General features: G+C 64.6%; 27 protein-coding genes. 26 read left to right on the forward strand and 1 reads right to left on the reverse strand.

The window, feature by feature from the left end:
* The first annotated feature begins 277 nt into the window (after nt 1–277).
* The 5 genes from M529_RS27610 (at nt 278) to M529_RS27630 (ending at nt 8047) form a co-directional block, all read left to right on the forward strand.
* Nucleotides 278–4606 (forward strand): strawberry notch family protein, encoded by a 4329-nt coding sequence (locus M529_RS27610; protein WP_031294187.1) that lies wholly within the window; start codon nt 278–280, stop codon nt 4604–4606.
* The gene (locus tag M529_RS27615; protein ID WP_021316510.1) at nt 4606–5640 is read left to right on the forward strand and encodes a DUF7146 domain-containing protein; all 1035 of its coding nucleotides are present in this window, start codon (nt 4606–4608) and stop codon (nt 5638–5640) included. Before M529_RS27610 ends, M529_RS27615 begins: the two co-directional genes overlap by 1 nt.
* A 295-nt stretch (nt 5641–5935) precedes the next feature.
* Nucleotides 5936–6859 carry a DUF2493 domain-containing protein gene (locus M529_RS27620; protein WP_031294190.1) on the forward strand — a complete coding sequence of 308 codons (924 nt, stop codon included), beginning with the start codon at nt 5936–5938 and terminating at the stop codon, nt 6857–6859.
* Between the two features lie 133 nt (nt 6860–6992).
* Nucleotides 6993–7457 carry a nuclear transport factor 2 family protein gene (locus tag M529_RS27625; protein ID WP_021316512.1) on the forward strand — a complete coding sequence of 155 codons (465 nt, stop codon included), beginning with the start codon at nt 6993–6995 and terminating at the stop codon, nt 7455–7457.
* 2 nt (nt 7458–7459) lie between these two features.
* Nucleotides 7460–8047: a TetR/AcrR family transcriptional regulator gene (locus M529_RS27630; protein ID WP_021316513.1), complete on the forward strand. Its 588-nt coding sequence runs from the start codon at nt 7460–7462 to the stop codon at nt 8045–8047.
* A gap of 160 nt (nt 8048–8207) precedes the next feature.
* Here the strand turns inward: M529_RS27630 and M529_RS27635 are convergent, their stop codons facing one another.
* The gene (locus tag M529_RS27635) at nt 8208–8417 is read right to left on the reverse strand and encodes a hypothetical protein (protein ID WP_021316514.1); all 210 of its coding nucleotides are present in this window, start codon (nt 8415–8417) and stop codon (nt 8208–8210) included.
* Nucleotides 8418–8741: 324 nt separating this feature from the next.
* Between M529_RS27635 and M529_RS49960 the strand changes: the two genes are divergently transcribed.
* The 21 genes from M529_RS49960 (at nt 8742) to M529_RS27725 (ending at nt 23066) form a co-directional block, all read left to right on the forward strand.
* Nucleotides 8742–8909: a hypothetical protein gene (locus M529_RS49960; RefSeq protein WP_021316515.1), complete on the forward strand. Its 168-nt coding sequence runs from the start codon at nt 8742–8744 to the stop codon at nt 8907–8909.
* A 141-nt stretch (nt 8910–9050) separates the two neighbouring features.
* Nucleotides 9051–9491, forward strand: coding sequence for a hypothetical protein (locus tag M529_RS27640; protein ID WP_021316516.1), 441 nt, complete (start codon nt 9051–9053; stop codon nt 9489–9491).
* A gap of 561 nt (nt 9492–10052) precedes the next feature.
* On the forward strand, nt 10053–10379 hold the full coding sequence (locus tag M529_RS27645; protein ID WP_021316517.1) for a DUF736 domain-containing protein: 327 nt from the start codon (nt 10053–10055) through the stop codon (nt 10377–10379).
* 185 nt (nt 10380–10564) lie between these two features.
* Complete coding sequence (locus M529_RS27650; RefSeq protein WP_021316518.1) at nt 10565–10810, forward strand: helix-turn-helix domain-containing protein; 246 nt, start codon at nt 10565–10567, stop codon at nt 10808–10810.
* 91 nt (nt 10811–10901) lie between these two features.
* Nucleotides 10902–11165 (forward strand): DNA -binding domain-containing protein, encoded by a 264-nt coding sequence (locus M529_RS27655; protein WP_021316519.1) that lies wholly within the window; start codon nt 10902–10904, stop codon nt 11163–11165.
* A 132-nt stretch (nt 11166–11297) separates the two neighbouring features.
* On the forward strand, nt 11298–11597 hold the full coding sequence (locus M529_RS50695) for a transcriptional regulator domain-containing protein (RefSeq protein WP_394357204.1): 300 nt from the start codon (nt 11298–11300) through the stop codon (nt 11595–11597).
* A 94-nt stretch (nt 11598–11691) separates the two neighbouring features.
* Nucleotides 11692–12063 (forward strand): DUF2285 domain-containing protein, encoded by a 372-nt coding sequence (locus tag M529_RS47600; RefSeq protein ID WP_021316520.1) that lies wholly within the window; start codon nt 11692–11694, stop codon nt 12061–12063.
* A gap of 140 nt (nt 12064–12203) precedes the next feature.
* On the forward strand, nt 12204–12485 hold the full coding sequence (locus M529_RS27660) for a helix-turn-helix transcriptional regulator (RefSeq protein WP_021316521.1): 282 nt from the start codon (nt 12204–12206) through the stop codon (nt 12483–12485).
* An 11-nt stretch (nt 12486–12496) separates the two neighbouring features.
* A complete protein-coding gene (locus M529_RS27665) occupies nt 12497–13384 on the forward strand; it encodes a replication initiator protein A (RefSeq protein WP_021316522.1) in 888 nt (295 codons plus the stop codon).
* A 208-nt stretch (nt 13385–13592) separates the two neighbouring features.
* Nucleotides 13593–14231: a ParA family partition ATPase gene (parA, locus tag M529_RS27670; RefSeq protein ID WP_021316523.1), complete on the forward strand. Its 639-nt coding sequence runs from the start codon at nt 13593–13595 to the stop codon at nt 14229–14231.
* A complete protein-coding gene (locus tag M529_RS27675; protein WP_021316524.1) occupies nt 14228–14482 on the forward strand; it encodes a hypothetical protein in 255 nt (84 codons plus the stop codon). Before parA ends, M529_RS27675 begins: the two co-directional genes overlap by 4 nt.
* Nucleotides 14479–15000 carry a DUF2840 domain-containing protein gene (locus tag M529_RS27680; protein WP_021316525.1) on the forward strand — a complete coding sequence of 174 codons (522 nt, stop codon included), beginning with the start codon at nt 14479–14481 and terminating at the stop codon, nt 14998–15000. Before M529_RS27675 ends, M529_RS27680 begins: the two co-directional genes overlap by 4 nt.
* The gene (locus M529_RS27685; RefSeq protein ID WP_021316526.1) at nt 14997–15542 is read left to right on the forward strand and encodes a S26 family signal peptidase; all 546 of its coding nucleotides are present in this window, start codon (nt 14997–14999) and stop codon (nt 15540–15542) included. Before M529_RS27680 ends, M529_RS27685 begins: the two co-directional genes overlap by 4 nt.
* Before the next feature lie 46 nt (nt 15543–15588).
* Nucleotides 15589–15936: a DUF736 domain-containing protein gene (locus M529_RS27690; RefSeq protein WP_031294197.1), complete on the forward strand. Its 348-nt coding sequence runs from the start codon at nt 15589–15591 to the stop codon at nt 15934–15936.
* Between the two features lie 108 nt (nt 15937–16044).
* Entirely contained in the window at nt 16045–16704 is a 660-nt protein-coding gene (locus M529_RS27695; protein WP_456242874.1) for a lytic transglycosylase domain-containing protein, read from the forward strand.
* 243 nt (nt 16705–16947) lie between these two features.
* Nucleotides 16948–18687 carry a relaxase/mobilization nuclease domain-containing protein gene (locus M529_RS27700; protein ID WP_031294201.1) on the forward strand — a complete coding sequence of 580 codons (1740 nt, stop codon included), beginning with the start codon at nt 16948–16950 and terminating at the stop codon, nt 18685–18687.
* A 161-nt stretch (nt 18688–18848) separates the two neighbouring features.
* Nucleotides 18849–20828 carry a conjugal transfer protein TraG gene (locus tag M529_RS27705; protein ID WP_021316530.1) on the forward strand — a complete coding sequence of 660 codons (1980 nt, stop codon included), beginning with the start codon at nt 18849–18851 and terminating at the stop codon, nt 20826–20828.
* 3 nt (nt 20829–20831) lie between these two features.
* Nucleotides 20832–21260, forward strand: coding sequence for a hypothetical protein (locus M529_RS27710; protein WP_021316531.1), 429 nt, complete (start codon nt 20832–20834; stop codon nt 21258–21260).
* Nucleotides 21261–21475: 215 nt separating this feature from the next.
* Nucleotides 21476–22459 carry a P-type conjugative transfer ATPase TrbB gene (gene trbB / locus M529_RS27715; RefSeq protein WP_021316532.1) on the forward strand — a complete coding sequence of 328 codons (984 nt, stop codon included), beginning with the start codon at nt 21476–21478 and terminating at the stop codon, nt 22457–22459.
* A complete protein-coding gene (locus M529_RS27720) occupies nt 22456–22788 on the forward strand; it encodes a TrbC/VirB2 family protein (protein ID WP_021316533.1) in 333 nt (110 codons plus the stop codon). Before trbB ends, M529_RS27720 begins: the two co-directional genes overlap by 4 nt.
* Nucleotides 22788–23066 (forward strand): VirB3 family type IV secretion system protein, encoded by a 279-nt coding sequence (locus M529_RS27725; protein ID WP_021316534.1) that lies wholly within the window; start codon nt 22788–22790, stop codon nt 23064–23066. Before M529_RS27720 ends, M529_RS27725 begins: the two co-directional genes overlap by 1 nt.

Here is a 23066-nt window from a genome sequence, read left to right on the forward strand (position 1 = left end):
GCAATCGGCAACAGCTTCGGCGCCTCCGGACGAACCGCATAAGCCGTCCATCAACATAAGTCGTTGGGCGGCTTTGCTTATCTTGGACGAGCGACTTCCTCTGCGCGCACTCTCCTGCCACGACTTCAATGCCCGTCGCACCGCGCGGATCGCAGAATGGCGGGGCCTGACGGCCGCCGCCCGAGAGGAAGAGGACGGCCGGAACGGGTTTGAGCCGGTCCGGTCGAGAGAGAGCGCCGGTCAGCTCGTCCTTCTCCGCTCTCCCGAGGTTCCCATCATGAACAACGCTTCCGCACAGGCGGCCGCTCAGGCCGCCTCGCTCCCGCTCGCACCGGAGACCCCGCCGGCTCGCGCCGTCCTTGCCGCCGCCGAGCAGCTTCTGCCCCATCTCGAACAGGGTCGGCCGGTCGACGCCGCGACGCTGCGCGCCGCCATGGAGACCGCCTTCGGCGCGTCCGACGCGAGCGGCGCCTGGGACTGGAAGACTGCTTACGACGCCTGCGAAGCCGCCACCGTCCTGTTCCTGCGCAAATACGGAAAGGCGCTCTTCCGCAAATCCGCTTCGCCGGCTTTGCGGCTTTCCGCTCTGGCCAAAATCACCGGCCTTTTGCCGACTCATACGCGCCGGTCCGAGCAGGCGCAGGCCTTTCAGCAGTTTTCTACGCCCCTGCCGCTGGGCCTCGCGGCGCTGACCGCGGCCGCGCTGACGCCGGCCGACCGCGTGCTGGAGCCCTCGGCCGGCACCGGCCTTCTGGCGATCCTCGCCGAGATTGCGGGCGCGACGCTCGATCTCAACGAACTGGCCGAGACACGCGCCGACCTGCTTTCCGCTCTCTTTCCGGCCGTACCGCTCACGCGCTACGACGCGGCCCAGATCGACGACCATCTGGATCCGGCCACTGTCCCAAGCGTCGTCATCATGAATCCGCCCTTCTCGGTGATGGCCAATGTTTCCGGGCGGATGGGCGACGCCGACTATCGGCACATCGCCTCCGCCCTCGCACGACTTGCTCCGGGCGGTCGTCTCGTCGCGATCACCGGCGCCAATTTCTCGCCCGACGCTCCGGCCTGGCGAGACAGTTTCATCCGGTTGCAGGAGCGCGGCCGCATCGTGTTCACCGCCGCGATCGCGGGCTCTGTCTATGCCAAGCATGGCACGACCATCGAGACGCGTCTGACCGTCATCGACAAGCGTCCCGCCGAAGACAAAGCGCGCTTTCCCGAATCCGCCGGAGTCGCGCCCGATGTCACGACGCTCCTGCAATGGCTGGATAACCTGCTTCCCCCTCGCATGAGCTGCTCGCTGCCAAGCGTGCCCGTCGTGGCTGGCGCTATGCCCCGCACCGTGCGCGGCTATCTCGCCCGCGCGGCCAGCGTGCAGCCGCCTCGCGGCATTGCCGCGCCCGACGGCCTGCCGCTCAGCTACGAGCCGGTCGACTGGACGCCGCCCGAGGGCGCACGCCTGTCTGACTCGATCTACGAACCCTATGCGCTCCAGTCGATCCGCCTTCCCGGCGCGCAGCCCCATCCGACCAAGCTCGTGCAATCCGCAGCCATGGCATCGGTCGCGCCGCCCAAGCCGAGCTACCGACCGACGCTTCCGGCCGCGCTCGTCTCCGCGGGCATTCTCTCCGATGCGCAACTCGAAACGGTCATCTATGCCGGCGAAGCGCATGGTGAATATCTCGCCGGCGCCTGGACCGTGGATGAGACCTGCGATGTGGTTTCCGCAGCTTCCGATGATGCGGCCCACAGCGTCCGCTTCCGCCGCGGCTTCATGCTCGGCGACGGCACCGGTGCCGGCAAGGGCCGCCAGTCGGCCGGGATCATCCTCGACAACTGGCTCCAGGGCCGCCGCAAGGCCGTCTGGATCTCGAAGTCCGACAAGCTGCTCGAGGACGCCCAGCGCGACTGGTCGGCGCTCGGCATGGAGCGCTTGCTGGTCACGCCGCTGTCGCGCTTTCCGCAGGGCACGTCCATCCGGCTTGCCGAAGGCATCCTTTTTACCACCTATGCCACGCTACGGTCCGACGACCGGGGAGAAAAGCTTTCCCGCGTCAAGCAGATCGTCGAATGGTTGGGCTCCGACTTCGATGGAGTGATCATTTTCGACGAGAGCCACGCCATGCAAAACGCCGGCGGCGGAAAAAGTGAACGCGGCGACGTCGCCCCCTCGCAGCAGGGCCGTGCCGGGCTCAGGCTCCAGCACGCGCTCCCCAATGCGCGTGTCGTCTACGTCTCGGCAACCGGGGCAACCACCGTTCACAATCTCGCTTACGCCCAGCGGCTCGGCCTGTGGGGCGGGGAGGATTTCCCCTTCGCCAACCGCGCCGAGTTCATCGAGGCCGTCGAGAATGGCGGCGTCGCGGCGATGGAAGTGCTCGCCCGCGACCTGCGCGCACTCGGCCTCTACACGGCCCGGTCGCTCTCCTATGACGGTGTCGAATATGAGCTGGTCGAACACCAGCTTACTGCTGAGCAGACCCGCATCTACGACGCCTATGCCGGCGCCTTTACCATCATCCACAATCATCTCGACGCGGCCATGCAGGCCGCCAATATCACCGGCGCGTCAGGCACCCTCAACCGGCAGGCGAAAGCCGCCGCCCGCTCGGCCTTCGAAAGCGCCAAACAGCGTTTCTTCGGCCATCTGCTGACGAGCATGAAGACCCCGACGCTGATCCGCTCGATCGAGCAGGATCTCGCCACCGGCCATGCCGCCGTCGTCCAGATCGTTTCGACCGGCGAGGCCCTGATGGAGCGTCGTCTGGCCGAAGTCCCGACCGAAGAATGGAATGATATTCGCGTGGATATCACGCCCCGCGAGTATGTCCTGGATTACCTTGCCCATTCCTTCCCGGTGCAGCTCTACGAGCCGTTCACCGACAGCGAAGGCAATCTTTCGTCTCGCCCCGTCTATCGCGATGGACAACCCGTCGAGAGCCGCGAAGCCGTCGCCCGCCGCGACGAGCTGATCGAGCGGCTCGCAGCGCTTGCGCCCGTTCCCGGCGCGCTCGATCAGATCGTCCAGCGGTTCGGCACGGAGGTGGCCGCCGAAGTCACCGGCCGATCACGCCGCGTCGTCCGCAAGGGCGAGCGCCTCGTCGTCGAGAACCGCGCGGCATCCGCCAATCTCGCCGAGGCGGCCGCCTTCATGGATGACCAGAAGCGCGTGCTGATCTTTTCGGACGCTGGCGGCACCGGACGCAGTTATCATGCCGATCTTGCGGCCCGGAACCAGCGCCTGCGCGTTCATTATCTGCTTGAGCCGGGCTGGAAAGCCGATGCCGCCATCCAGGGTCTCGGCCGCACCAACCGCACAAACCAGGCGCAGCCGCCGCTGTTTCGGCCAGTCGCCACCGACGTCAAGGCCGAGAAGCGCTTTCTCTCCACAATCGCCCGCCGGCTCGACACGCTCGGCGCCATCACGCGCGGGCAGCGCCAGACCGGGGGTCAGGGCCTTTTCCGGCCCGAAGACAATCTCGAATCGCATTACGCGCGCGATGCGCTCCGGCAGCTCTATCTGCTGCTCGTTCGCGGCAAGGTCGATGGCTGCTCGCTCGACCGCTTTGAATCGGCGACCGGCCTCCGCTTGACCGACGACAATGGCATCAAGGACGAACTGCCGCCGATCACGACGTTCCTCAATCGCCTGCTGGCGCTGACCATCGAGCTGCAGGGCGTGTTGTTCACTGCCTTCGAACAATTGCTCAACGCCAAGATCGAAGGCGCCATCCGCGCCGGCATATACGATGTCGGGCTCGAAACCCTGCGTGCGGAAAGCTTCGTCGTCACCGACAGCGACGTCATCCATACGCATCCGGGGACCGGGGCGGAAACGCGCCTGCTCACCATCGCATGCCGCGAGCGCAATCACCCCACGACCCTGGCTGACGCCCTCGATCATCTTGGCGATCCGCGCGCGCGGCTGCTGGTCAATGGTCGCTCACATCGCGCCGCCGTTCAGGTGCCGGCATCCGCGATCATGCTCGACGATGGCGAAATCGAGCGGCGCGTCTGCCTCATCCGGCCGATGGAACGGCACTATGCACCCTTGCACATGATGGCCGAAAGCCATTGGCAGGAAGTCGGCCGCGACGCTTTCGCCAAGGCCTGGCATGCCGAAATTGCCGACGTCCCCGAATTCTCCGAAAGCACGATCCACATCGTCGCCGGCCTGCTGTTGCCGATCTGGAAACGCCTGCCCGACGAATCCACCCGCGTCTATCGGCTCCAGACCGACGCTGGCGAGCGCATCATCGGGCGACGGGTCTCCCCGGCATGGGCGGCAAACGCCGCCACCACGGGGGCCACGACCCTCGCACCTGACCACGCTTTTTCCGCGTTGATGGACGGGACGACCACTCTCGATCTTGCCGAGGGGCTCCAACTGCGTCGCGCGCGCGTGATGGGCAGCTATCGCATGGAACTGAACGGCTTTACCGAAGCGATGCGGGAGCGTCTGCGCGCCTATGGCCTGTTCAGCGAGATCATCTCGTGGAAGCTGCGCTTCTTCGTCCCGGTCGACACCACCGGTCCCGTCGTTCTCGCCAAGCTGCTCGATACCTATCCGGTCGCGCGCATCATCGAGCGGGAGGCAGCCTGATGGCCCTGGAAAACCCGTCCGATCTCGCACACCGCCTTGGCCGCCAGGCCGAGGCGGTGTGCCGTCACTATCTCGCCAGCGGTCGCCGCGAAGGCCGCTACTGGCTGGTAGGGGACGTGCGCAACACGCCCGGCCGTTCTATGTATGTCCGGCTCAAGGATTCTCCCAAGGGACCGGCGGGAAAATGGACCGATGCCGCGACAGGGGAACATGGCGATCTACTCGACGTCATCCGCGAGAGCTGCGGCCTCATCGACTTCAAGGATGTCGCCGACGAAGCTCGGACGTTCCTCGCCATGCCACCGCCTGAGCCGGAGCCGCGCCCCCATGAGCGCCGCACTCCAGCACCTGTCGGCTCGCCCGAAGCGGCTCGCCGTCTCATCAAAATGGCGCAGCCGATTTCGGGCACGATCGTCACGACCTATTTGCACGAACGCGGGATTACGGATTTGCGCGGAACCGGAAGCCTGCACTACCACCCGCGCTGCTACTACCGACCGGATGACTATTCGCCGACCGAGACATGGCCGGCGATGATCGCGGCAGTCACCGATCTGGACGGACGTATCACGGGGGCGCATCGCACCTGGCTCGACCCCCGACGCCCGGATAAGGCACCGATCGAAACGCCGCGACGAGCGATGGGCGACCTGCTCGGCAACGCCGTCCGCTTCGGCCTCGGCGCCGAGGTCATGGCCGCCGGCGAAGGCATCGAGACCGTCCTGTCGCTCCGCCAGATCGCCGATATGCCAATGATGGCCGCACTCTCCGCAGCCCATCTTGCCGCTTGCCATTTCCCCGACACACTGCGCCGGCTCTATATCGCCCGCGACAATGACCCGGCAGGCGACGGCGCGCGCGATAGTCTGGTCGAACGAGCGGATGCGGCCGGAATCGAGGCGGTGGTGCTGTCGCCGCGGCTCGGCGACTTCAACGAGGACCTCCGCAAACTTGGCCGCGATGCCCTTGGCGCGCTGGTTCGTCCCCAATTCGTTCCACAGGACGTCGTCCGCTTCATGACGCTCGCGGCATAGGTCGGCGGAAGGGCCGGTGGCGGCTGCGAGCCGCCGCTCGCCCGGATGCATCCTGACAGCGGAGAGGACCGCGCCTCGGCCTTCCAAAGGGCGATCGACCCACAAACGGGCCGAGCCGGCAATGGCGGCGGCCGACTATTTTCCGGCGGCCCTTCGGGCCTTTCCATCGCGAACCAAAATAGCCGGCCTTTGCCATCAAAGGGCTTCGCTTCGCTCAGCCTGCCAGCCCGGCCCGTCCGTGGGCTTCGTCGCCAAGAAGGCCGCGACGGTCGCGGTCCAACCGACGGAGCACCCCATGACCGAGCGCGACGACCACGAACCGCACCACGACTCTTCTCCCACCGACCATGTCCTCAACGAACTTCAACTCTATGGCTACCGACCGTTCGAGGACGAGCCCGACCAGCGCCTCCTTCCAGAGGGCAACGAAGTGGCCCGCGCGATCGCCGACATCTTCGATGCGCTGATCTCGACTTTGGAAGACACCCGCCTCGAACCCGACCTCGACGATCTCCTCTGGTCGACCGTCAACACCTTCCAACGCGCCGCGGCGCGCGTCGATCGCGACCTCGACACCAACGAGCAGGCGCAGAAACGGTCCCAGAAGCAGCAAGACGGCAGCGAGGTAAAATCGGTCGAACTGGAACGTCTCATCGCCGAGGGGAAGACACTGGTGGAGCGCCAGGCGGCATTCGAACTCATGCGCGACGAGGCCGCCGAACACTATGAGCGCCAAGTCGGCAAGGCGTGGCTCCCGCGCAGCGGATCGAAGGTCAATCACCGCAATCTCACCGCGACGATGATCGACAGCCGCGACTTCGTCATGGCGAAGAAACGCGCCGAACAGCAAGTGCTGCTACCTCCCGGTCCCAAGATCGTCGTCACCGGCGGGCTCGATTTCAACGATCATCGGCTCATCTGGGCGAAGCTCGACCAGGTCCACCAAAAGCACCCCGACATGGTGCTGATCCACGGCAAGGCGCCCAAGGGCGCCCCCAAGATCGCATCGCTCTGGGCAAAGAACCGCAACGTGCCCCAGATCGGCTTCGCGCCCGATTGGACCAAGCACGGACGCGCTGCCCCCTTCAAACGCAATGACGAAATGCTGGAGATCGTGCCGAAGGGCGTCCTGCACTTCCCCGGCACCGGCATCGACGACAACCTTGCTGACAAGGCCAAAAAGCTCGGCATTCCGGTCTGGAAGTTCGGCGGCGCGTGAGCGCCGCCGCCATGCTCGAGTGGACTTTACCAGGGAGCCGCACTGAGCGCCTGCACTTCAGTCCTGGCGATTGACGTTGGTGATCGGCCCTTGTACCGAACGGTACAAGGCAGTTCTCCTAAGGAATTCCGACATGAGCCGACCTCCGCTTCCGCCTTTCACAGCCGAAACCGCCACGCAAAAGGCCCGGCTCGCTGAAGACGCATGGAACAGTCGCGATCCGGAAAAGGTCGCGCAGGCTTACACGATCGACAGCGTCTGGCGGAACCGCAGCGAGTTCGTGACGGGGCGTGAGCAAATCATCCCCTTCCTGGCGCGCAAATGGGCCAAGGAGCTCGACTATCGACTCATCAAGGAGGTCTGGGCCTGGCAAGACCGTCGCATTGCGGTTCGCTTCGCTTATGAGTGGCACGATGACAGCGGCACCTGGTTCCGCTCTTATGGCAATGAAAATTGGGAGTTCGACGATGCTGGGCTGATGGCCCGCCGGATCGCCTCCATCAACGATCGCCCGATTGCGGCAAGCGAGCGTCTGTTCATCTGGCCTCTGGGCCGACGGCCGGACGACCATCCCTCGCTCAGCGCGCTCGATCTCTGAGCATGTCACGCACGGCCACGGATCGGGTCGACGCGCTGCCGGCCTTGGCGGAAGTCTTTCGCGAACATGGCCATGCGGGCGCGAGCCTGTCGCGCATTTCCGCAGCGACCGGTCTGGGCAAGGGGAGCCTCTATAACTTCTTCCCCGGCGGCAAGGACGAAATGATGGCCGCCGTTCTCGCCGATATTGCGGACTGGTTTGAGGCGGCGATCTTTTCCGCGTTGGAGCTGTCCGACGACCCGGCACGGGCGATCGCGGCAATGATCCGGGACGTAGACACCTATTTCAACTCGGGTGGCCGGGTCTGCCTCGTGGGCACGTTGGGTCTCAGCGCGTCCCGTGACCCCTTCACCAAATCGATAAGGCTCTATTTCGAACGGTGGATCGCCGCGCTGGCCACATGCATCGCAAAGGGTAGTGTGCCAGGCAATGAGGCAAGCACGCTAGCTGAACGGACCGTGGTCGGAATTCAGGGCGCCATCGTCCTCGCTCGGGCGCTCGACGACGAAAACACCTTCAGGCGCATCCTTCGCCATCACGAAAAGACGATGCTCGATGCGATTGCAGCGCATCGCTCGCGGCATTCCTAGATCGCACCTCTTCCGACCCGAACGGCGACCGGCTGCGCGCGCTGGGCCTCGCCGAGCAGCTCGATATCCGCTCCTGAACGCGGCTGCATGCAAGCACCGCAGCCTCACGCTATTCAATCGGCCGTAAAGGTGGGTAGGCGCCATTTCGCGACGCCGCCTCTCAGGTCGGATCGCCGGTAACGGCGATCCGAGCCGCGCGCGCATAATGCGCGAGCTCGCTATCATTCTCGATCAGATCCTCGAGCAGTGCTTTCATATCGGTCTGGTCGGAGCTCGACTGAAATGGTCCAGGCTGCCTCTCGATCGCAAGCACCGCGATGGCGAGCGCCTTTTTCACCAGATGCAGGTCGCGTCCCGCAAACTCGGCCATATGCCTATCCTTCGTACTGCCTTCCCAACACGCACCTCACGATAGCCCAAATGCGGATCGGGGCGTGACTCACAAATCGCCCGGTCAACAGGTCATCAATGGACATCGACGTTCGTGGCTCGGTTCGCGGACAACCACCCCCGCCGCGTTGGCGCTGATCCTTGGTCAGACTGAACGCTTGACGCCATCAACCCGTAAAGGGTCGGCTACGCAAAGCGTGCCGCCGCTCTGGCCTTGCCTGCGCGGTGATTGCAGCGCCCAGCCCGACACATCGGGCGCCTGTCAGCGGGGGATGGTCCTCCGCTCAAGACAGGAGCCGCACCAATGTCCTTCCACGATGCTCACGCCTTCGCCTTCAGCCTCGCCAGCACTCTCATGACCGCAATCGTAATCTTCCGGGCCGGTGACGGCACAGTCTCGGTCATGCCGGCCAATGAATATGACGGCGACAGCACCGCTATCCTCGATGAAATCGACCCTTTCGCCTCGTAAATACGACAAGGCCGTGCGGCTGAGCGAATCCATTTCTCGGTTTTCGCTCCCGGCACGGCCGATTTTCTGCTACTTCAATTCGTGCGCCGAGGTGGTGGTGGCAGGCGCGACCGTCAGAATACTCTTACGGAGACCACCACTATGATTATCCTGTCCATCCTTGCCTCCTTCGCCGCCATAGGCGCGATCTGCTGGCTCTTGTTCACGCTGGCCGTGTTCGCTCTCCCGGCTTTCGTCGGGGTCACCGTCGGCGTCTGGGCGCACGCCAGCGGCGCCGGCCTGATCGGTGCCTTTCTTGTCGGTGTTCTCGCCGCAGGGGCGACGCTCACCATCGGTCATCTGTTGATCGGTTTTCTCCGGCCCTTGTGGCTGAAGGTCCTGGTCGCCCTTGCCTTTGTGGCGCCCGCGGCCGTCGCGGGCTTCCACGCGACCCACGGCATCGTCAAGCATCTCATGCCTTCCGAAACTTGGCAGCTCGCCTTTTCGATCATCGGTGCCATCGCGGTCGGCGTGACGGCACTTCTCCGCGTCACCGGAATGACAGCCCCAGACCCGTCAGCGCAGCAGATCGCCAGAGCCTGAGTCGCCGGGCAACGGTCAGGCGGTTGAGTAGAGCGCGTCATGCCGTGAGTCGTCGTCGAACTGTGCGGTTGGGGAAGCGTCGTGCGCAATCACTCGCAGAGCGCAGCGCGGCATTGACCCTCGCACGGCTGCTGGCGGGTGGCGCAGCGGCATTGCCGGGAGGGACGGGCCGTGCGCGTAGGCCAGCGGCGCACTGGCGTAGCACAGTTTCCTTGCCGGACGCCAAGGCAGGCGAGCCGATGCCGTAAGCGGCGGCGCCTCAGGTCCAAGGCGGGCAGCCTGTTCCTCCTTGCCGGAACTCCTGTCTCAAGCGCACCAACACGGTCTCTTCAATGGCCTGATCTGGCCGAACGCCGGCTTCGCCTCGATCGCCTATGCCGCAACAGCGGCGTCACAACTTTCTTCCCCTGGCGGCTGTGCCGCCATTCCGCGCGGAACAAGAAAGTTCCTCCTTTGCTGTCATGCCCCTGACGGGGTGCGTCGTCGATCGCCTCCGGCCTGTCGATCGCCATCGAGACCGCAATGGTGCGGGCTCGAAACGTCGAAGCAAGGAGAACTCACATGGCTACCATCGGCACCTTCAAGAAGACCGCCTCGAACGAATTCACCGGCGAAATCGTCACCCTCTCGGTCCAGGCCAAGAACGTCCGCATCATCCCCGAAGCTCGCACCACCGGCGAGAACGCTCCCAGCCACCGCGTCTTCGTCGGCCGCGCCGAAATCGGCGCCGCCTGGTCCAAGCAGTCGAACGAGGGCCGCGACTATCTCGGCCTCAAGCTCGACGATCCGAGCTTCACCGCTCCGATCTACGCCAACCTCTTCGACGACGAGGACGGCGAGAGCTTCAGCCTCATCTGGTCGCGCCCGAACCGCCGCAACGGCGACTAAGGCCCCACCGATGCCCCGCCCGAGATCGGGCGGGGCATTATTCTTGTTCCTGACCGAATCGGATTTCACCCGGATAGGCGAACCTCATGGTCGCAAAGCGAATAGCGCTGGAGTTTGGCGACGAAAGCGACTATTTTAGTCGTAGTTCTGGCGTGCGCGTGTCTCCGAATGGGAGGTGATCATGCATGATCACCGCCCGACAATCGCGGGCCGCACGCGCGTTGCTGGGTTGGACACAGGAGACGCTCGCTGACAAGGCCCGAATATCCCTGACCGCGCTCAAGCGCCTCGAATCCGAAAACGGGCTCCAGGTGTACGAGACGACGCGCGATCAGGTGCGCCGTGCCCTCGAAGGAAGTGGCATCGTCCTACTCAATTCCGACAAGGGGGAGGGCGTCATGCTGGTCAGGTCCGAGGACATGTCCGCCTGAGCCAGCGCTCGGCCACCGGCCCCTTCGCCGCGCCGCTCAACTAATGGTTAACAAATAGCTCCAAAATGCATATAGTCTGTACGTGAGCAACATGATCCAAAATAGCTTTCTCGATGCACCGCCGCAAAGCGAGACGCTCACGCCCTATGACCGCGAGCATCTTTCGACCTATCTGCGCCTGCTCGACGCCGAAGCCGACGGTGCGCTCTGGCAGGACGTGGTCGAAACCGTATTCGGCCTCGATCCCAGAACCGAGCCCGACCGATCCGCCCAAGTCTATGCCACGCACATCGCCCGGGCCAGGTGGATGACCGAAAACGGCTACCGCCACCTGATCCAGACCCGGTTCCACTGACCGCCCGCATCGCGTGATGCAGGTCTTGCATCACGCGATGCGGGCTTCGTACTTCCCGTCACCGTCCCGAACTGGAATCCTGCGCCTCCAAAATTTTGCGCTTCATGTGCAACTAGCGGGGAGGACACGATTATGCCCCAACATGGCACCTGGCGGTCCGCTTCCGCCTATGACTATGTCGAGGAGCTCGATCCGGAAGAACTGGCCTGGGAGTTTCTGCGGCGCAATCGGCAGTACCAGGCCGAGTATCAGCAATTGACCGGCGCGGCCCGACTGGACGCGAGCGCTGACACGGGTATCTGCGCCAAATGGGGGTTGCGATTTCGCGACGGACCCGAAGCTACGCGCGATCGATGCCGCGATCTTCTGGGCTGCAACCGCCGATCCGGGGACACTCCACTTCGCACCGCTATCCGAATCCCTCGCCTATAGCCCGTTCCCAGTTCCTGCCGAGATCGCGCATGAGCGGTCGGCTCCGGAAGGGACGTACCAGTATCTCCAGATCAGACACACACGCTTCTACGTCATGGCCGAACATGGCGCCGACCCCAGCGCACCCATCGGACTGGTGATCGCGATCGGTTCCGACACCGATGATCGCATCGAGACGGTGGGCCGCTTCTTGTCCGCGTTGCAGAAGAACAAGCCACGCGAAGACCCACGAACGACGCCCCAACGCCGTCATCGTCTCCGGCAGATGTTGCGCGCGATCGACGCCTGGATGGAGGCGGTCCCTTATCGCCGGATCGCGGCCGTCCTGTTCCCCGACGATGACATCGAGGCCCGCTCCTGGGTCGGCAATCCTGTAAGAGAAACAACAATCCGTCTCGTTCGGGATGGAAAGTCGCTCGTCAACGGCGGCTACCGCGCCTTGTTGCGTCGCTCCCGCCGCTCCTGATCCACTGAGCCGCGCATGCGCGGCCCGTGTCGATTTTAGCGAGCGATCTTCGACATCGCGCGGGCGCCTCCGCCTCGCCACCGTGCTCTCGATCCGCCGCTGACCCCCAGCGGCACGAAACGAGACCATGGAGCCTTCTTATGGCCGAGACCGCCGCCGGCTTTCCGCCACGCTACCTACGCTCACCCGAAGCCGCGCGCTTTCTCGGCCTCTCCAACCGCACCCTCGAAAAACATCGCACCTATGGCACCGGCCCCGCCTATCGCAAGCTCGGCGGCCGCGTCGTCTACGCGCTCGACGATTTGCAGGCCTGGGCCGAAAGCGGGACCGTCACCTCGACTTCCGATCCGCGTGGCGCCGTGCTCCCGGCAAAGCCAAAAGCCGACGCCGCGCACCGCGCTGCTGGCCGCGGCTCGCGCTGACCATCACTGCCATGTCGTCCCGGCATCACCACCGCGAGGAACGCGCGCAGCTCGATCTGTTCCGCGCCCTCCCTGGCGATCTCGCGCCGCGCGACGCGCAGGATCTCATGGCCTATCCTTTCTTCTCGCTCGCCAAGTCGAAGCGCCTGGCGCCGATCGACTTCAAGGCCGGTTCCATCGTCATCCGCGTCGAGGCCGTCGCCGAGCATGGCATGGCGACGATATGGGATGCTGACATCCTGATCTGGGCGGCCTCGCAAATCGTCGAGGCGCGCGATCTCGGCCTGCGGCCGTCGCGCCTCATGGCGACGACGCCCTACGAAATCCTCAACTTTATCGGCCGCGGCGTGTCGCTACGCGACTACGACCGCCTGAAAGCGGCGCTGGACCGGCTTCAGTCCACCACCGTTGCCACCTCCATTCGCCAGATCTCCGAGCGGCGGATGCACCGCTTCTCCTGGATCAACGAATGGAAGGAGCGCGCCGACCATCGCGGCCGACCGCTCGGCCTCGAACTGATCGTTCCCGACTGGTTTTACGGCGCGGTGCTTGACGACGCGCTCGTCCTCACCATCGACCGCAATTATTTCGGCCTCACCGGCGGGCTCGAACGCTGGCTTTACCGCCTCGTGCGCAAGCACGGCGGCCGCCAGGAATTCGGCTGGAGCTTCGACTTCCCGCATCTCCACGCCAAGTCCGGGAGCCTCTCGCCGCTCAAGCACTTCGCTTACGACCTGCGCGCCATCGTCCGCCGCCAGCCGCTCCCCGGCTACCGGCTCACCATCGAGCAATGCGGCGGTGGACCCGAAATTCTTTCCTTCGCACCGACCGACCCGGATGCCCTGGGCATCCCGCGTCGCCGACGCCGCCGCAAATCACGTCCTGGGGATAAGCTGTGAATTGTCTCGTGCTATCAGGGACCGGCGCTATCGTGCCATCAGGGACCCGATCCTCGTGCTATCGGGGACCGAAATCGACGAATCCTCGCTTTGAATCAGTACCTTGCGAGCCCTGTAACTTATCTAACCTAGATTCCTTCGGAATCTGTCTAACGCAGCAGCGTCATTCGCGTGCTGTGGACACCTCCGCGTTTCGCGGGAGCCGGTCATGATCGTCGCGCTGCTCAATCAGAAGGGCGGTGTCGGCAAGACGACGCTCGCTCTGCATCTTGCCGGCGAATGGGCGCGTCATGGCCAGCGCGTTACGCTGATCGACGCCGACCCCCAGGGATCGGCGCTCGACTGGTCGCAGCAGCGCAGCCGGGAGGGACTGGCACGGCTGTTCGGCGTCGTCGGCCTGGCCCGCGATACGCTCCACCGTGAAGCGCCGGAACTGGCCCGCGACTGCGACCATGTCGTCATCGATGGCCCGCCCCGTGTCGCCAGCCTGATGCGCTCGGCGCTTCTCGCGGCCGATCTCGTGCTGATCCCTGTGCAGCCGTCGCCGCTCGATGGCTGGGCCTCGGCAGAGATGCTTTCCCTGCTCAGCGAGGCGCGCATCTATCGCCCGCAGCTCGCCGCCCGCTTCGTGCTCAACCGCTGCGCGGCGCGCACGGTGCTCGCCCGTGAAACCACCGAGACGCTGGCCGATCATGAGCCGCCCTTGCTCTCCGCAACGATTGGCCAGCGCATCGTCTTCGCCGATGCCCTGCAGACCGGCCGACTTGCCGCCGAGCAGGACGAGGCCTGTCCCGGCGCGCGCGAAATCACGCGGCTCGCGGCCGACGTCGCGAGGATCGGTGCATGAGTGAGCATTCCCCCAAACGCCGCTTCGCGTCTCGCCCCGGCGATGCCGAAAGCTGGATCAAGGCGCCCGAGCGGCACGCGCGGCAGGGTCAAGCTGGTGAGGCTTTCCCGGCCAGGCTGACCATCGATGTCACCGCCGACATGCGCGGTCGCATCAAGATCGCCGCGTTCCAGCGCGGCCAGACCGTTGCCGACATGCTGCGCGAACTGTTCGAGCGTGAATTCCCATCCCAGTCAGGAGAAGCATCATGACCGCGCTTGTTGCCGCACCTATGTCGGCCGGCGGTGCCGACGCAAACGCGCCGACCGACGACCTCACCCAGGTCGAACTCGTCTGGATCGAGAAGCGGACCGAGCACTGGATCCGCTTCGGCCGCGACGTGGGCGAACAAATCCTCGACCGCCGCAGACGCATTGTCTTCTTCGCTCCCGGCGCGGTGTTCGCGCTCGTGCGCTGGGCATCGAACGACTATGGAACCATCTTCTCTCGGCTCGACATCGTGCGCGCCGTCCGCAGCGGCGAGGCATTCCAGACGCACCCCACGGTAATGCCCGGCGGCGCCATTCTCTTGCGCGCGAACGGCTGGCCGGACGTCGAGCGCGTGCTCCAGATCATCGATGCGGTCGAGGCGGTCGGCATCGATCCGGTGGATGCCGCCCCCGATCATTGGCGCCACGTCCACAACCGGCTGGCCGCCGGCGAAACGCCGCGCGCCTACACGCTGGCTCGCCATCGCGCATTCGGCATGCGCCGGGAGATCGGCGTATGACCCGCTTCGGTTATGTGATGGCGACCTATTTCGCGACGATGGGCGTCGCGATCGCCTCGATCGTCGCGCACCCGACGAAGCTCGTCTGGAACGCGTCGGCCAGCACACCCATCGGCCTTTACACAATCGCACCGGATCGGTCGCCGCAGCTCGGCGATCTGGTCGCCGTGCGCGCGCCAGAACCGCTTGAGAGCTTCATGGTCAGGCGCGGCTATATCGGTCGAAGCGTGCCGCTCATGAAGCATGTTGCCGCGATTGCCGGACAGCGCGTCTGCCGCAACGGCCACACGATCACGGTCGATGCCGAACCGTTGGGCGAAGCGCTTGCGCGCGATCGTCTCGGCCGCGCGCTGCCCGTCTGGAAGGGATGCCGCGTCCTCGCCAAGGACGAGCTGTTCCTGATGAACTGGCAGGTCCGCGACAGTCTCGACGGCCGCTATTTCGGTCCTCTGCCCGTCGCTGCGGTCATCGGCCGAGCCACTCCACTCTACACCGACGAGGACGGCGATGGCCGCTTCGTCTGGCGCGCGCCGACGCGGTGACGACGCACGCCTGGTCATCCTCACCGCCCATCCCAAGGAAGAAACCATGTCTCTCATCGGTCAATTCACCCGCGATGATTCCGGCTTCATCGGTCATCTCGACACACTCTTGCTGCACCAGGATATCATCATCCTTCCCGCCGAACCTTCCGAGGCCGAGAACGCGCCCCATTTTCGCGTTCACATCTTCGACGGCATGAACAACGAAGCCGGCCCCGAGATCGGAGCGGGCTGGAATCGCACTGGCGACAAAGCGGGCGACTATGTCTCGCTTCAGTTCGACGATCCGAGCTTCGGGCAGCCTATCCGCGCCAACCTGTTCCAGTCGTCCGACGATAAATCCTCCTGGGTGCTGCACTGGAGTCGCCCGCCCAAACGCGGCGAGCGGGATTGAAAAATGCCAGCCTGCCGCAATCAACGTGTCGCCGGGCGGTTCACCACCGTCCGGCTGACAGTCCTCCTTCTCCTTTCCGGTCTTGTTCTGACCGGCGCTCCTGCCGCCTTGGTCGAGGCGCAGACGCCGCCGCCGACCGCCGGTTCGGTCCGCGATCCTTATGCGCCTTTCGTTACCGAGGCAGCGCAGCGGTTCGGCATTCCCGAGGCGTGGATTTATGCTGTCATGCGTATCGAGAGTCGAGGCGATGCGCGCGCGATCTCACCCAAAGGCGCGATGGGCCTCATGCAGATCATGCCTGCCACCTGGACAGTGTTGCGCGCGCGATATGGGCTGGGCAGCGATCCCTATGATCCGCGCGACAACATCCTTGCCGGCGCCGCTTACTTGCGCGAAATGCACGACCGTTACGGCGCACCCGGCTTTCTCGCGGCCTATAATGCCGGTCCCGGCCGATATGAGGCATATCGCGCGACCGGCCGTCCATTGCCGGCTGAAACGGTCACCTATGTTGCGATGATCGCGCCGCGGATCGGTGCTCAAGGCCGCATCGCTCCCGTTGCTGTCGCCGTGCCCGACCCCCTCGCATGGATGCGTGCGCCGCTATTCGTCGAGCGCACCGGCAGCAGTCCGGTTGCAGATGACGAGCAGAATTTCAGTGCTTCGATGGCATCCACAACGCCGTCGGCTGCGCGCCAAATTGCTCCTGTTGAGACCGTTTCCAGCGGCCTGTTCGTGCGCCAGGCGGATGGAGCACGCGGGCAATGATAGGAATGCTGCCCGATCGCGTCGTGGCGAAGCGCAGCGTGGAAGAGGCGGCATGGCGGGGAAGGACGAGCACCACAACCGGACGATGGCAGGATAAAAGGGCGCACATTGTGCGCCGGTCGGTCGGTTGGTTTTCTGGGCGTTTTGCCTGCGCTCCGCACATTGTCCACGCGTGGCACAATGTGCGCTCCGAGCTCAGAGCAGCGGATTTCCGTCATTTTTCGCACAGTGTCGAGCGATTTCATGGCCGATGAACGCGAGTTCCGCATCCGGCCTGGCCGTATCCGCTCGACGCGTGCGCAGGCGGCACGGCCCTTCATCGCGCAAGCATTGGCAGCCGCAAAGAAGGCGGGTGGCGGCGTGTCGCGATCCGGGCGCATCACGTCCGGCAATCGCTCGCGCTTCGGCCACGGCCAGCGCGCCAGCATCCAGGCCAACCGCCTCATCACAGCGCGATCGCGGGGCGCCGTCATCAAGGCGCGCGTGGTACGCCAATCGGCACGCACGGCGCCGCTCGCTACCCATCTCGATTACCTGCGCCGCGATGGCGTCACCCGGGATGGGGAAAAGGCGCGGCTGTTCGGACCGGGAGAGGAGGAAGCGGATGGCCGCGCCTTTGCCGAGCGGTGCGAGGGCGACCGGCATCATTTCCGCTTCATCGTCTCACCCGACGACGCGCTGGAAATGTCCGATCTGCGATCCTTCACAAAGGAACTCGCGGGTCAGATGGAAAGAGATCTCGGCACCAGCCTTGACTGGGTGGCGGTCGATCACTGGAACACCGAGCATCCGCATGTCCATCTCATCGTGCGCGGCGTGCGGGACGACGGCGAGGATCTCGTCATCTCGCGCGACTATATCAAGCAAGGCATGCGCGACAGGGCGCGCGATCTCATCACCCAGGAGCTTGGCCCGCGCACCGATCTCGACATCCGGCGCAGTCTTGAAAGTCAGATCGCATCCGAACGCTTGACACAGCTCGACCGCCAGCTCCTTCGCGACGGTCGACGCACCGGCATCATCGATGTCGCGCCGCCGACTGGCGAACAGCCCGACGCATTCCACGCACTCAAGGTCGGACGCCTGCGCAAGCTCGAAACACTCGGCCTCGCCGAGCAGATCGGTGCCGGCCAATGGACGATCGACGACAAGGCCGAGGCAACGCTGCGCGAACTCGGCGAACGCGGCGACATCATCAAGCGCATGCACCATGCGTTGACGGCACGCGGCATCGAGCGCGGATCAGCGGATTATGTACTGGCGGCTGAAAGTCTCGATGCGCCGATTGTCGGCCGCCTGGCCGAGCGCGGCCTTGATGACGAACTCAAGGGCAGCGCCTATGCCGTGGTCGACGGCATCGATGGACGGAGCCATCACATCAGGCTCGCTGATCTCAACGCCGCCGGCGACAGTGCTCCAGGTTCGATCGTCGAGCTGCGCGCCTATGACGATTCGCGCGGCCAGCGCCGTGTCGCGCTCGCGGTGCGCTCGGATCTCGATATCGAACATCAGGTAACCGCGATCGGCGCAACCTGGCTCGATCGGCAGAACACCTCGCGCGACCCGGCAGTGCTGTCCGAGAGCGGGTTCGGCGCCGACGTCCGCGATGCCCTCGACCGCCGTGCGGAACATTTAGTCGAGCAGGGCTTCGCCGAGCGGCAAGGTCGGCGCACAGTCTTCGCTCGCAGTCTCCTCGAGACGCTGCGCCGCCGCGACGTGGAGGCGCTGGGCGAGAAACTCGCCGATCAGACCGGCCAGTCTTTCCAGCGCGCCGAAAGCGGTGAGTATGTCGCCGGCACTTATCGTCGCCGCTTCACGCTTTCCTCTGGCCGCTTTGCGATGATCGACGATGGCCTCGGCTTTCAGCTCGTCCCCTGGACACCCTCGATGGAAAAGCATCTTGGCCATCACATCTCCGGCGTTGGGCGCGGCGATGGCGGAGTCGACTGGAGCTTCGCTCGCCAGCGAGGACTCGGCCGTTGAGCGCGGGTGTCAATCCAAGCGCAAAGCGCCAAAGCGCGGTCGGCTCCGCACACCCGCCGTTGTGTATCCGTTAGCCGCCGTTCCCTCGATCGCCGGGCGGCAGGTCTTGTCCGCGCTGCTCCTGCCTCCCAGCGTAGTGCTATTTGCACGGGTTATTGCTCATGTCAGGCACGAAAATTCTCTGGGGCCAGATCCTCATCGTATTCACAATCGTCCTCGCCACGACCTGGGCGGCGACGGAGTGGACGGCATATCGGCTCGGCTTTCAGCCTCAGCTCGGGACGCCATGGTTCGAAATCGCCGGTTGGCCGGTCTATTATCCGCCTTCCTTCTTCTGGTGGTGGTATTTCTACGACGCCTACGCGCCGCCGATCTTTGTCGAAGGCGCCTATATTGCCGCGTCCGGAGGATTCATCGCCATCGCGGTCGCGATCCTCATGTCGATCTGGCGCGCACGCGAAGCGCGCAATGTCTTTACCTATGGATCGGCGCGATGGGCAAACCAGGATGAAGTCGAGGCGGCCGGGCTCCTCGGTCCCGATGGCGTCGTTCTTGGAAAGCTCAGAAACGATTACCTGCGCCACGAGGGGCCGGAGCATATCTTGTGCTTCGCCCCGACGCGATCCGGCAAGGGCGTCGGGCTCGTCATACCCTCGCTACTCACTTGGCCCGGATCCGCCATCGTCCACGACATCAAGGGCGAGAATTGGCAACTCACGGCAGGCTTTCGCGCGCGGCACGGCCGTGTGCTGCTCTTCGACCCGACCAATGCGAAATCGGCTGCCTACAATCCACTTCTGGAGGTCCGGAAAGGGGAATGGGAGGTGCGCGACGTTCAGAATATCGCCGATATCCTGGTCGATCCGGAAGGGTCGCTGGAAAAGCGCAACCACTGGGAAAAAACCAGTCACGCGCTCTTGGTCGGCGCAATCCTGCATGTCCTCTACGCCGAACAGGATAAGACCTTGGCCGGCGTTGCTGCCTTTCTGTCCGATCCCCGACGGCCGATCGAGTCAACCCTGGCCGCGATGATGAAGACCGCTCACCTAGGTGAGGCCGGCCCACACCCGGTCATCGCCAGCGCCGCCCGCGAGTTGTTGAACAAGTCCGAGAACGAGCGGTCCGGCGTACTTTCAACAGCCATGTCGTTCCTTGGCCTTTACCGCGATCCCGTGGTCGCGCGCGTGACGCGCCGCTGCGACTGGCGCATCACCGATATGGTCGGCGGCAAGCACCCCACGACGCTTTATCTGGTCGTGCCTCCCTCCGACATTAACCGCACGAAGCCCTTGATCCGCTTGATCCTCAATCAGATCGGGCGGCGGCTGACCGAAGACCTGCACGCGAAGACCGCTCGTCACAAACTTCTGCTGATGCTCGACGAGTTCCCGGCGCTCGGCCGTCTCGACTTCTTCGAGAGCGCGCTCGCCTTCATGGCGGGTTACGGGCTCAAGAGCTTCCTGATCGCGCAATCGTTGAACCAGATCGAAAAAGCCTATGGGCCGAACAACTCGATCCTCGATAATTGCCATGTCAGGGTGAGCTTCGCCACCAACGACGAGCGAACCGCCAAGCGCGTGTCAGATGCACTTGGCACCGCAACCGAGATGCGGGCGATGAAAAACTACGCAGGGCATCGCCTCTCGCCTTGGCTCGGACACCTCATGGTGTCGCGGCAGGAAACCGCGCGGCCGCTGCTTACGCCCGGCGAGGTCATGCAGCTCCCTGCCGCCGATGAAATCATCATGGTGGCTGGCACTCCGCCGATCCGGGCGAAGAAAGTGCGCTATTTCGAAGACAGGCGCTTCGGGGAGCGCATCCTGACACCGCCGGCAACGACGGCATCGCCCAGAGGGAAGGCCGATGACTGGACGAACCTGCCATTGCCTGCCGTCCCGCAAGTCAGCGCCGATAGGAGCCTGTCCGACGACGAAGACACGACCGGTTCGGAGCCTCGGCGCCAGCCTGAGCTCGACCGCACGAAGCCGGTCGAAAAGAAGCCTCCGCTCGAAAATGAGTTCGATTTTGACGCTGCCGATGACGATCAGGAAGCCCCGGCGCGCAACAATCGAATGAGCCGAATGATGCAACGCGTGGCACGACAGGTTTCGATGGACCCGAAAGACGGCCTGGAGCTCTGAAGCATGTCAGGTCGCAGGAAGAAAACGCAAATCTCAGTCTATCTCGACCCGGAAGTCATGACGATGCTTGCCGATTATGCGGCGCGCCGTGACCGCTCGCAGTCCATGGTTGCCGAAGCCGCGATCGCGTCGTTCCTCTCTCCCGACGACGCGGAACGACGCGAGGCCGTAGTCGCCAAACGGCTCGACCAGCTCGATCGCCGCATGGCCCGCCTCGAGCGCGATCTCGGGATTTCCGTCGAAACATTGGCTGTGTTCGTTCGCTTCTGGCTCACGACGACGCCGGCACTGCCCGAGCCGGCCGCCCAAGCGGCCCGGGCCAAGGCGGGAGAGCGCTATGAGGCATTCGTCGCCGCACTGGGCCGGCGCCTCGCCAAGGGGCCAAAGCTCCGCCAGGAGATCTCCGAGGATATCAGCCCCTCCGGTGATTGAGAGGCTCGCCATATCCTGGTGCGGCTGTCCGATTCGCTTTCCTTGCGCCTAAGTCACTCGACCGTTCGCTGAACGGAATCCGCCGATTCCCTGTCTTTCTACGCTACAGCACGATGGCCACGCATCGGTTGTTGAACTCGTCGAATTTCTGCCTCTTCTACTTTTCCCCAATCCATGGCCGCGCGCAGGGCGCGCCCGAACAAGGATGGGGCGACATGGCGAATGTACAGAACATTACGGAGGCAAGCTCACGCGGCGCGCGCATGCTGCGCACGGCGCTCGGTCCCGCGATCGCCGAATTTCTGGAAGACGTCGCCGTCGTCGAGGTGATGCTCAATCCCGACGGACGCCTTTGGGTCGACCGCCTTTCGGAGGGCCTCACCGAAACTGAAGAACGGCTGTCTCCCGCCGACGGCGAGCGGATCATTCGTCTCGTCGCCCATCATGTCGGGGCCGAGGTCCACCCCGGCGCGCCGCGCGTCTCCGCGGAGCTACCGGGAACGGGGGAGCGCTTCGAAGGTCTCCTGCCGCCTGTGGTCGCCGCGCCGGCGTTCGCGATCCGTAAGCCCGCCGTCGCTGTCTTCACGCTCAACGACTATGTGGCCGGGGGCATTATGGTGGCGGCCCACGCGGAGGTTCTGCGCCTTGCCGTTGCCGAGCGGCGCAACATCCTTGTCGCCGGCGGCACGTCGACCGGCAAAACGACGCTGACCAATGCCTTGCTCGCCGAGGTCTCGAAGACCGCCGACCGTGTCGTACTGATCGAAGACACGCGCGAGCTGCAATGCGCCGCGCCGAATCTCGTCGCGATGCGCACCAAGGACGGCGTCGCCACACTCTCCGACCTGGTGCGGTCCTCGCTCCGTCTGCGTCCCGACAGGATTCCGATCGGCGAGGTTCGCGGCGCCGAAGCGCTCGACCTGCTCAAAGCCTGGGGGACAGGACATCCGGGCGGCATCGGTACGATTCACGCCGGAAGTGCGATCGGTGCGCTACGGCGCCTCGAGCAGCTCATCCAGGAAGCAGTCGTCACCGTGCCGCGCGCGCTTATCGCCGAAACCATCGACATCGTTGCCGTCCTCGCCGGCCGCGGCCGTTCGCGCCGGCTCGCCGAACTCGCTCGCGTTGAAGGGACCGGCGCCGATGGCGACTACCGCATCAGCCCTGTCACCTTGCCCATCGAAGGAGCACCCGCATGATCAGCCGCATTCCTCGCTTTCGCAAGCGTATCGCCTCGACCGCCTCGGTCCTTCTTTTCAGCATGATGCTGGCGCCGGCGGCGCATGCGTCGGGTTCGTCCATGCCCTGGGAGGCGCCGCTCCAGTCGATCCTGGAGTCGATTGAGGGGCCGGTGGCGAAGATCATTGCCGTGATCATCATCATCATCACCGGCCTGACGCTGGCATTCGGCGATACCTCGGGTGGCTTTCGCCGGCTCATCCAGATCGTCTTCGGCCTTTCGATCGCCTTTGCAGCGTCGAGTTTCTTCCTTTCGTTCTTCTCGTTCGGCGGCGGAGCGCTCGTATAATGCCCGGGCCGATCGATCAGGGCGAGGTTCCGGGCTTCGCCGTGCCGGTCCACAGGGCGCTGACCGAGCACATCCTGCTCGGAGGCGCGCCCCGCTCGGTGGCGATCCTCAATGGAACGCTGGCAGCGGCGCTTGGACTTGGCCTGCGTCTCTGGCTCGTTGGTCTGGGTCTGTGGGCGATCGGTCACTTCGCTGCGGTCTGGGCAGCAAAGCGTGACCCCCAATTTGTCGATGTCGTGCGTCGGCACCTGCGCATTCCCGGTCATCTGAGGGTCTGA

The sequence above is a fragment of the Sphingobium ummariense RL-3 genome, from assembly GCF_000447205.1.
Classification (GTDB): domain Bacteria; phylum Pseudomonadota; class Alphaproteobacteria; order Sphingomonadales; family Sphingomonadaceae; genus Sphingobium; species Sphingobium ummariense.

What these genes read in the sequence shown, in the direction of transcription:
- M529_RS27610 (WP_031294187.1), top strand. Translation starts at nt 278, where the DNA reads ATGAACAACGCTTCCGCACAGGCGGCCGCTCAGGCCGCCTCGCTCCCG.
- M529_RS27615 (WP_021316510.1), top strand. Translation starts at nt 4,606, where the DNA reads ATGGCCCTGGAAAACCCGTCCGATCTCGCACACCGCCTTGGCCGCCAG.
- M529_RS27620 (WP_031294190.1), top strand. Translation starts at nt 5,936, where the DNA reads ATGACCGAGCGCGACGACCACGAACCGCACCACGACTCTTCTCCCACC.
- M529_RS27625 (WP_021316512.1), top strand. Translation starts at nt 6,993, where the DNA reads ATGAGCCGACCTCCGCTTCCGCCTTTCACAGCCGAAACCGCCACGCAA.
- M529_RS27630 (WP_021316513.1), top strand. Translation starts at nt 7,460, where the DNA reads ATGTCACGCACGGCCACGGATCGGGTCGACGCGCTGCCGGCCTTGGCG.
- M529_RS27635 (WP_021316514.1), bottom strand. Translation starts at nt 8,417, where the DNA reads ATGGCCGAGTTTGCGGGACGCGACCTGCATCTGGTGAAAAAGGCGCTC.
- M529_RS49960 (WP_021316515.1), top strand. Translation starts at nt 8,742, where the DNA reads ATGTCCTTCCACGATGCTCACGCCTTCGCCTTCAGCCTCGCCAGCACT.
- M529_RS27640 (WP_021316516.1), top strand. Translation starts at nt 9,051, where the DNA reads ATGATTATCCTGTCCATCCTTGCCTCCTTCGCCGCCATAGGCGCGATC.
- M529_RS27645 (WP_021316517.1), top strand. Translation starts at nt 10,053, where the DNA reads ATGGCTACCATCGGCACCTTCAAGAAGACCGCCTCGAACGAATTCACC.
- M529_RS27650 (WP_021316518.1), top strand. Translation starts at nt 10,565, where the DNA reads ATGATCACCGCCCGACAATCGCGGGCCGCACGCGCGTTGCTGGGTTGG.
- M529_RS27655 (WP_021316519.1), top strand. Translation starts at nt 10,902, where the DNA reads ATGATCCAAAATAGCTTTCTCGATGCACCGCCGCAAAGCGAGACGCTC.
- M529_RS50695 (WP_394357204.1), top strand. Translation starts at nt 11,298, where the DNA reads ATGCCCCAACATGGCACCTGGCGGTCCGCTTCCGCCTATGACTATGTC.
- M529_RS47600 (WP_021316520.1), top strand. Translation starts at nt 11,692, where the DNA reads ATGGCCGAACATGGCGCCGACCCCAGCGCACCCATCGGACTGGTGATC.
- M529_RS27660 (WP_021316521.1), top strand. Translation starts at nt 12,204, where the DNA reads ATGGCCGAGACCGCCGCCGGCTTTCCGCCACGCTACCTACGCTCACCC.
- M529_RS27665 (WP_021316522.1), top strand. Translation starts at nt 12,497, where the DNA reads ATGTCGTCCCGGCATCACCACCGCGAGGAACGCGCGCAGCTCGATCTG.
- parA (WP_021316523.1), top strand. Translation starts at nt 13,593, where the DNA reads ATGATCGTCGCGCTGCTCAATCAGAAGGGCGGTGTCGGCAAGACGACG.
- M529_RS27675 (WP_021316524.1), top strand. Translation starts at nt 14,228, where the DNA reads ATGAGTGAGCATTCCCCCAAACGCCGCTTCGCGTCTCGCCCCGGCGAT.
- M529_RS27680 (WP_021316525.1), top strand. Translation starts at nt 14,479, where the DNA reads ATGACCGCGCTTGTTGCCGCACCTATGTCGGCCGGCGGTGCCGACGCA.
- M529_RS27685 (WP_021316526.1), top strand. Translation starts at nt 14,997, where the DNA reads ATGACCCGCTTCGGTTATGTGATGGCGACCTATTTCGCGACGATGGGC.
- M529_RS27690 (WP_031294197.1), top strand. Translation starts at nt 15,589, where the DNA reads ATGTCTCTCATCGGTCAATTCACCCGCGATGATTCCGGCTTCATCGGT.
- M529_RS27700 (WP_031294201.1), top strand. Translation starts at nt 16,948, where the DNA reads ATGGCCGATGAACGCGAGTTCCGCATCCGGCCTGGCCGTATCCGCTCG.
- M529_RS27705 (WP_021316530.1), top strand. Translation starts at nt 18,849, where the DNA reads ATGTCAGGCACGAAAATTCTCTGGGGCCAGATCCTCATCGTATTCACA.
- M529_RS27710 (WP_021316531.1), top strand. Translation starts at nt 20,832, where the DNA reads ATGTCAGGTCGCAGGAAGAAAACGCAAATCTCAGTCTATCTCGACCCG.
- trbB (WP_021316532.1), top strand. Translation starts at nt 21,476, where the DNA reads ATGGCGAATGTACAGAACATTACGGAGGCAAGCTCACGCGGCGCGCGC.
- M529_RS27720 (WP_021316533.1), top strand. Translation starts at nt 22,456, where the DNA reads ATGATCAGCCGCATTCCTCGCTTTCGCAAGCGTATCGCCTCGACCGCC.
- M529_RS27725 (WP_021316534.1), top strand. Translation starts at nt 22,788, where the DNA reads ATGCCCGGGCCGATCGATCAGGGCGAGGTTCCGGGCTTCGCCGTGCCG.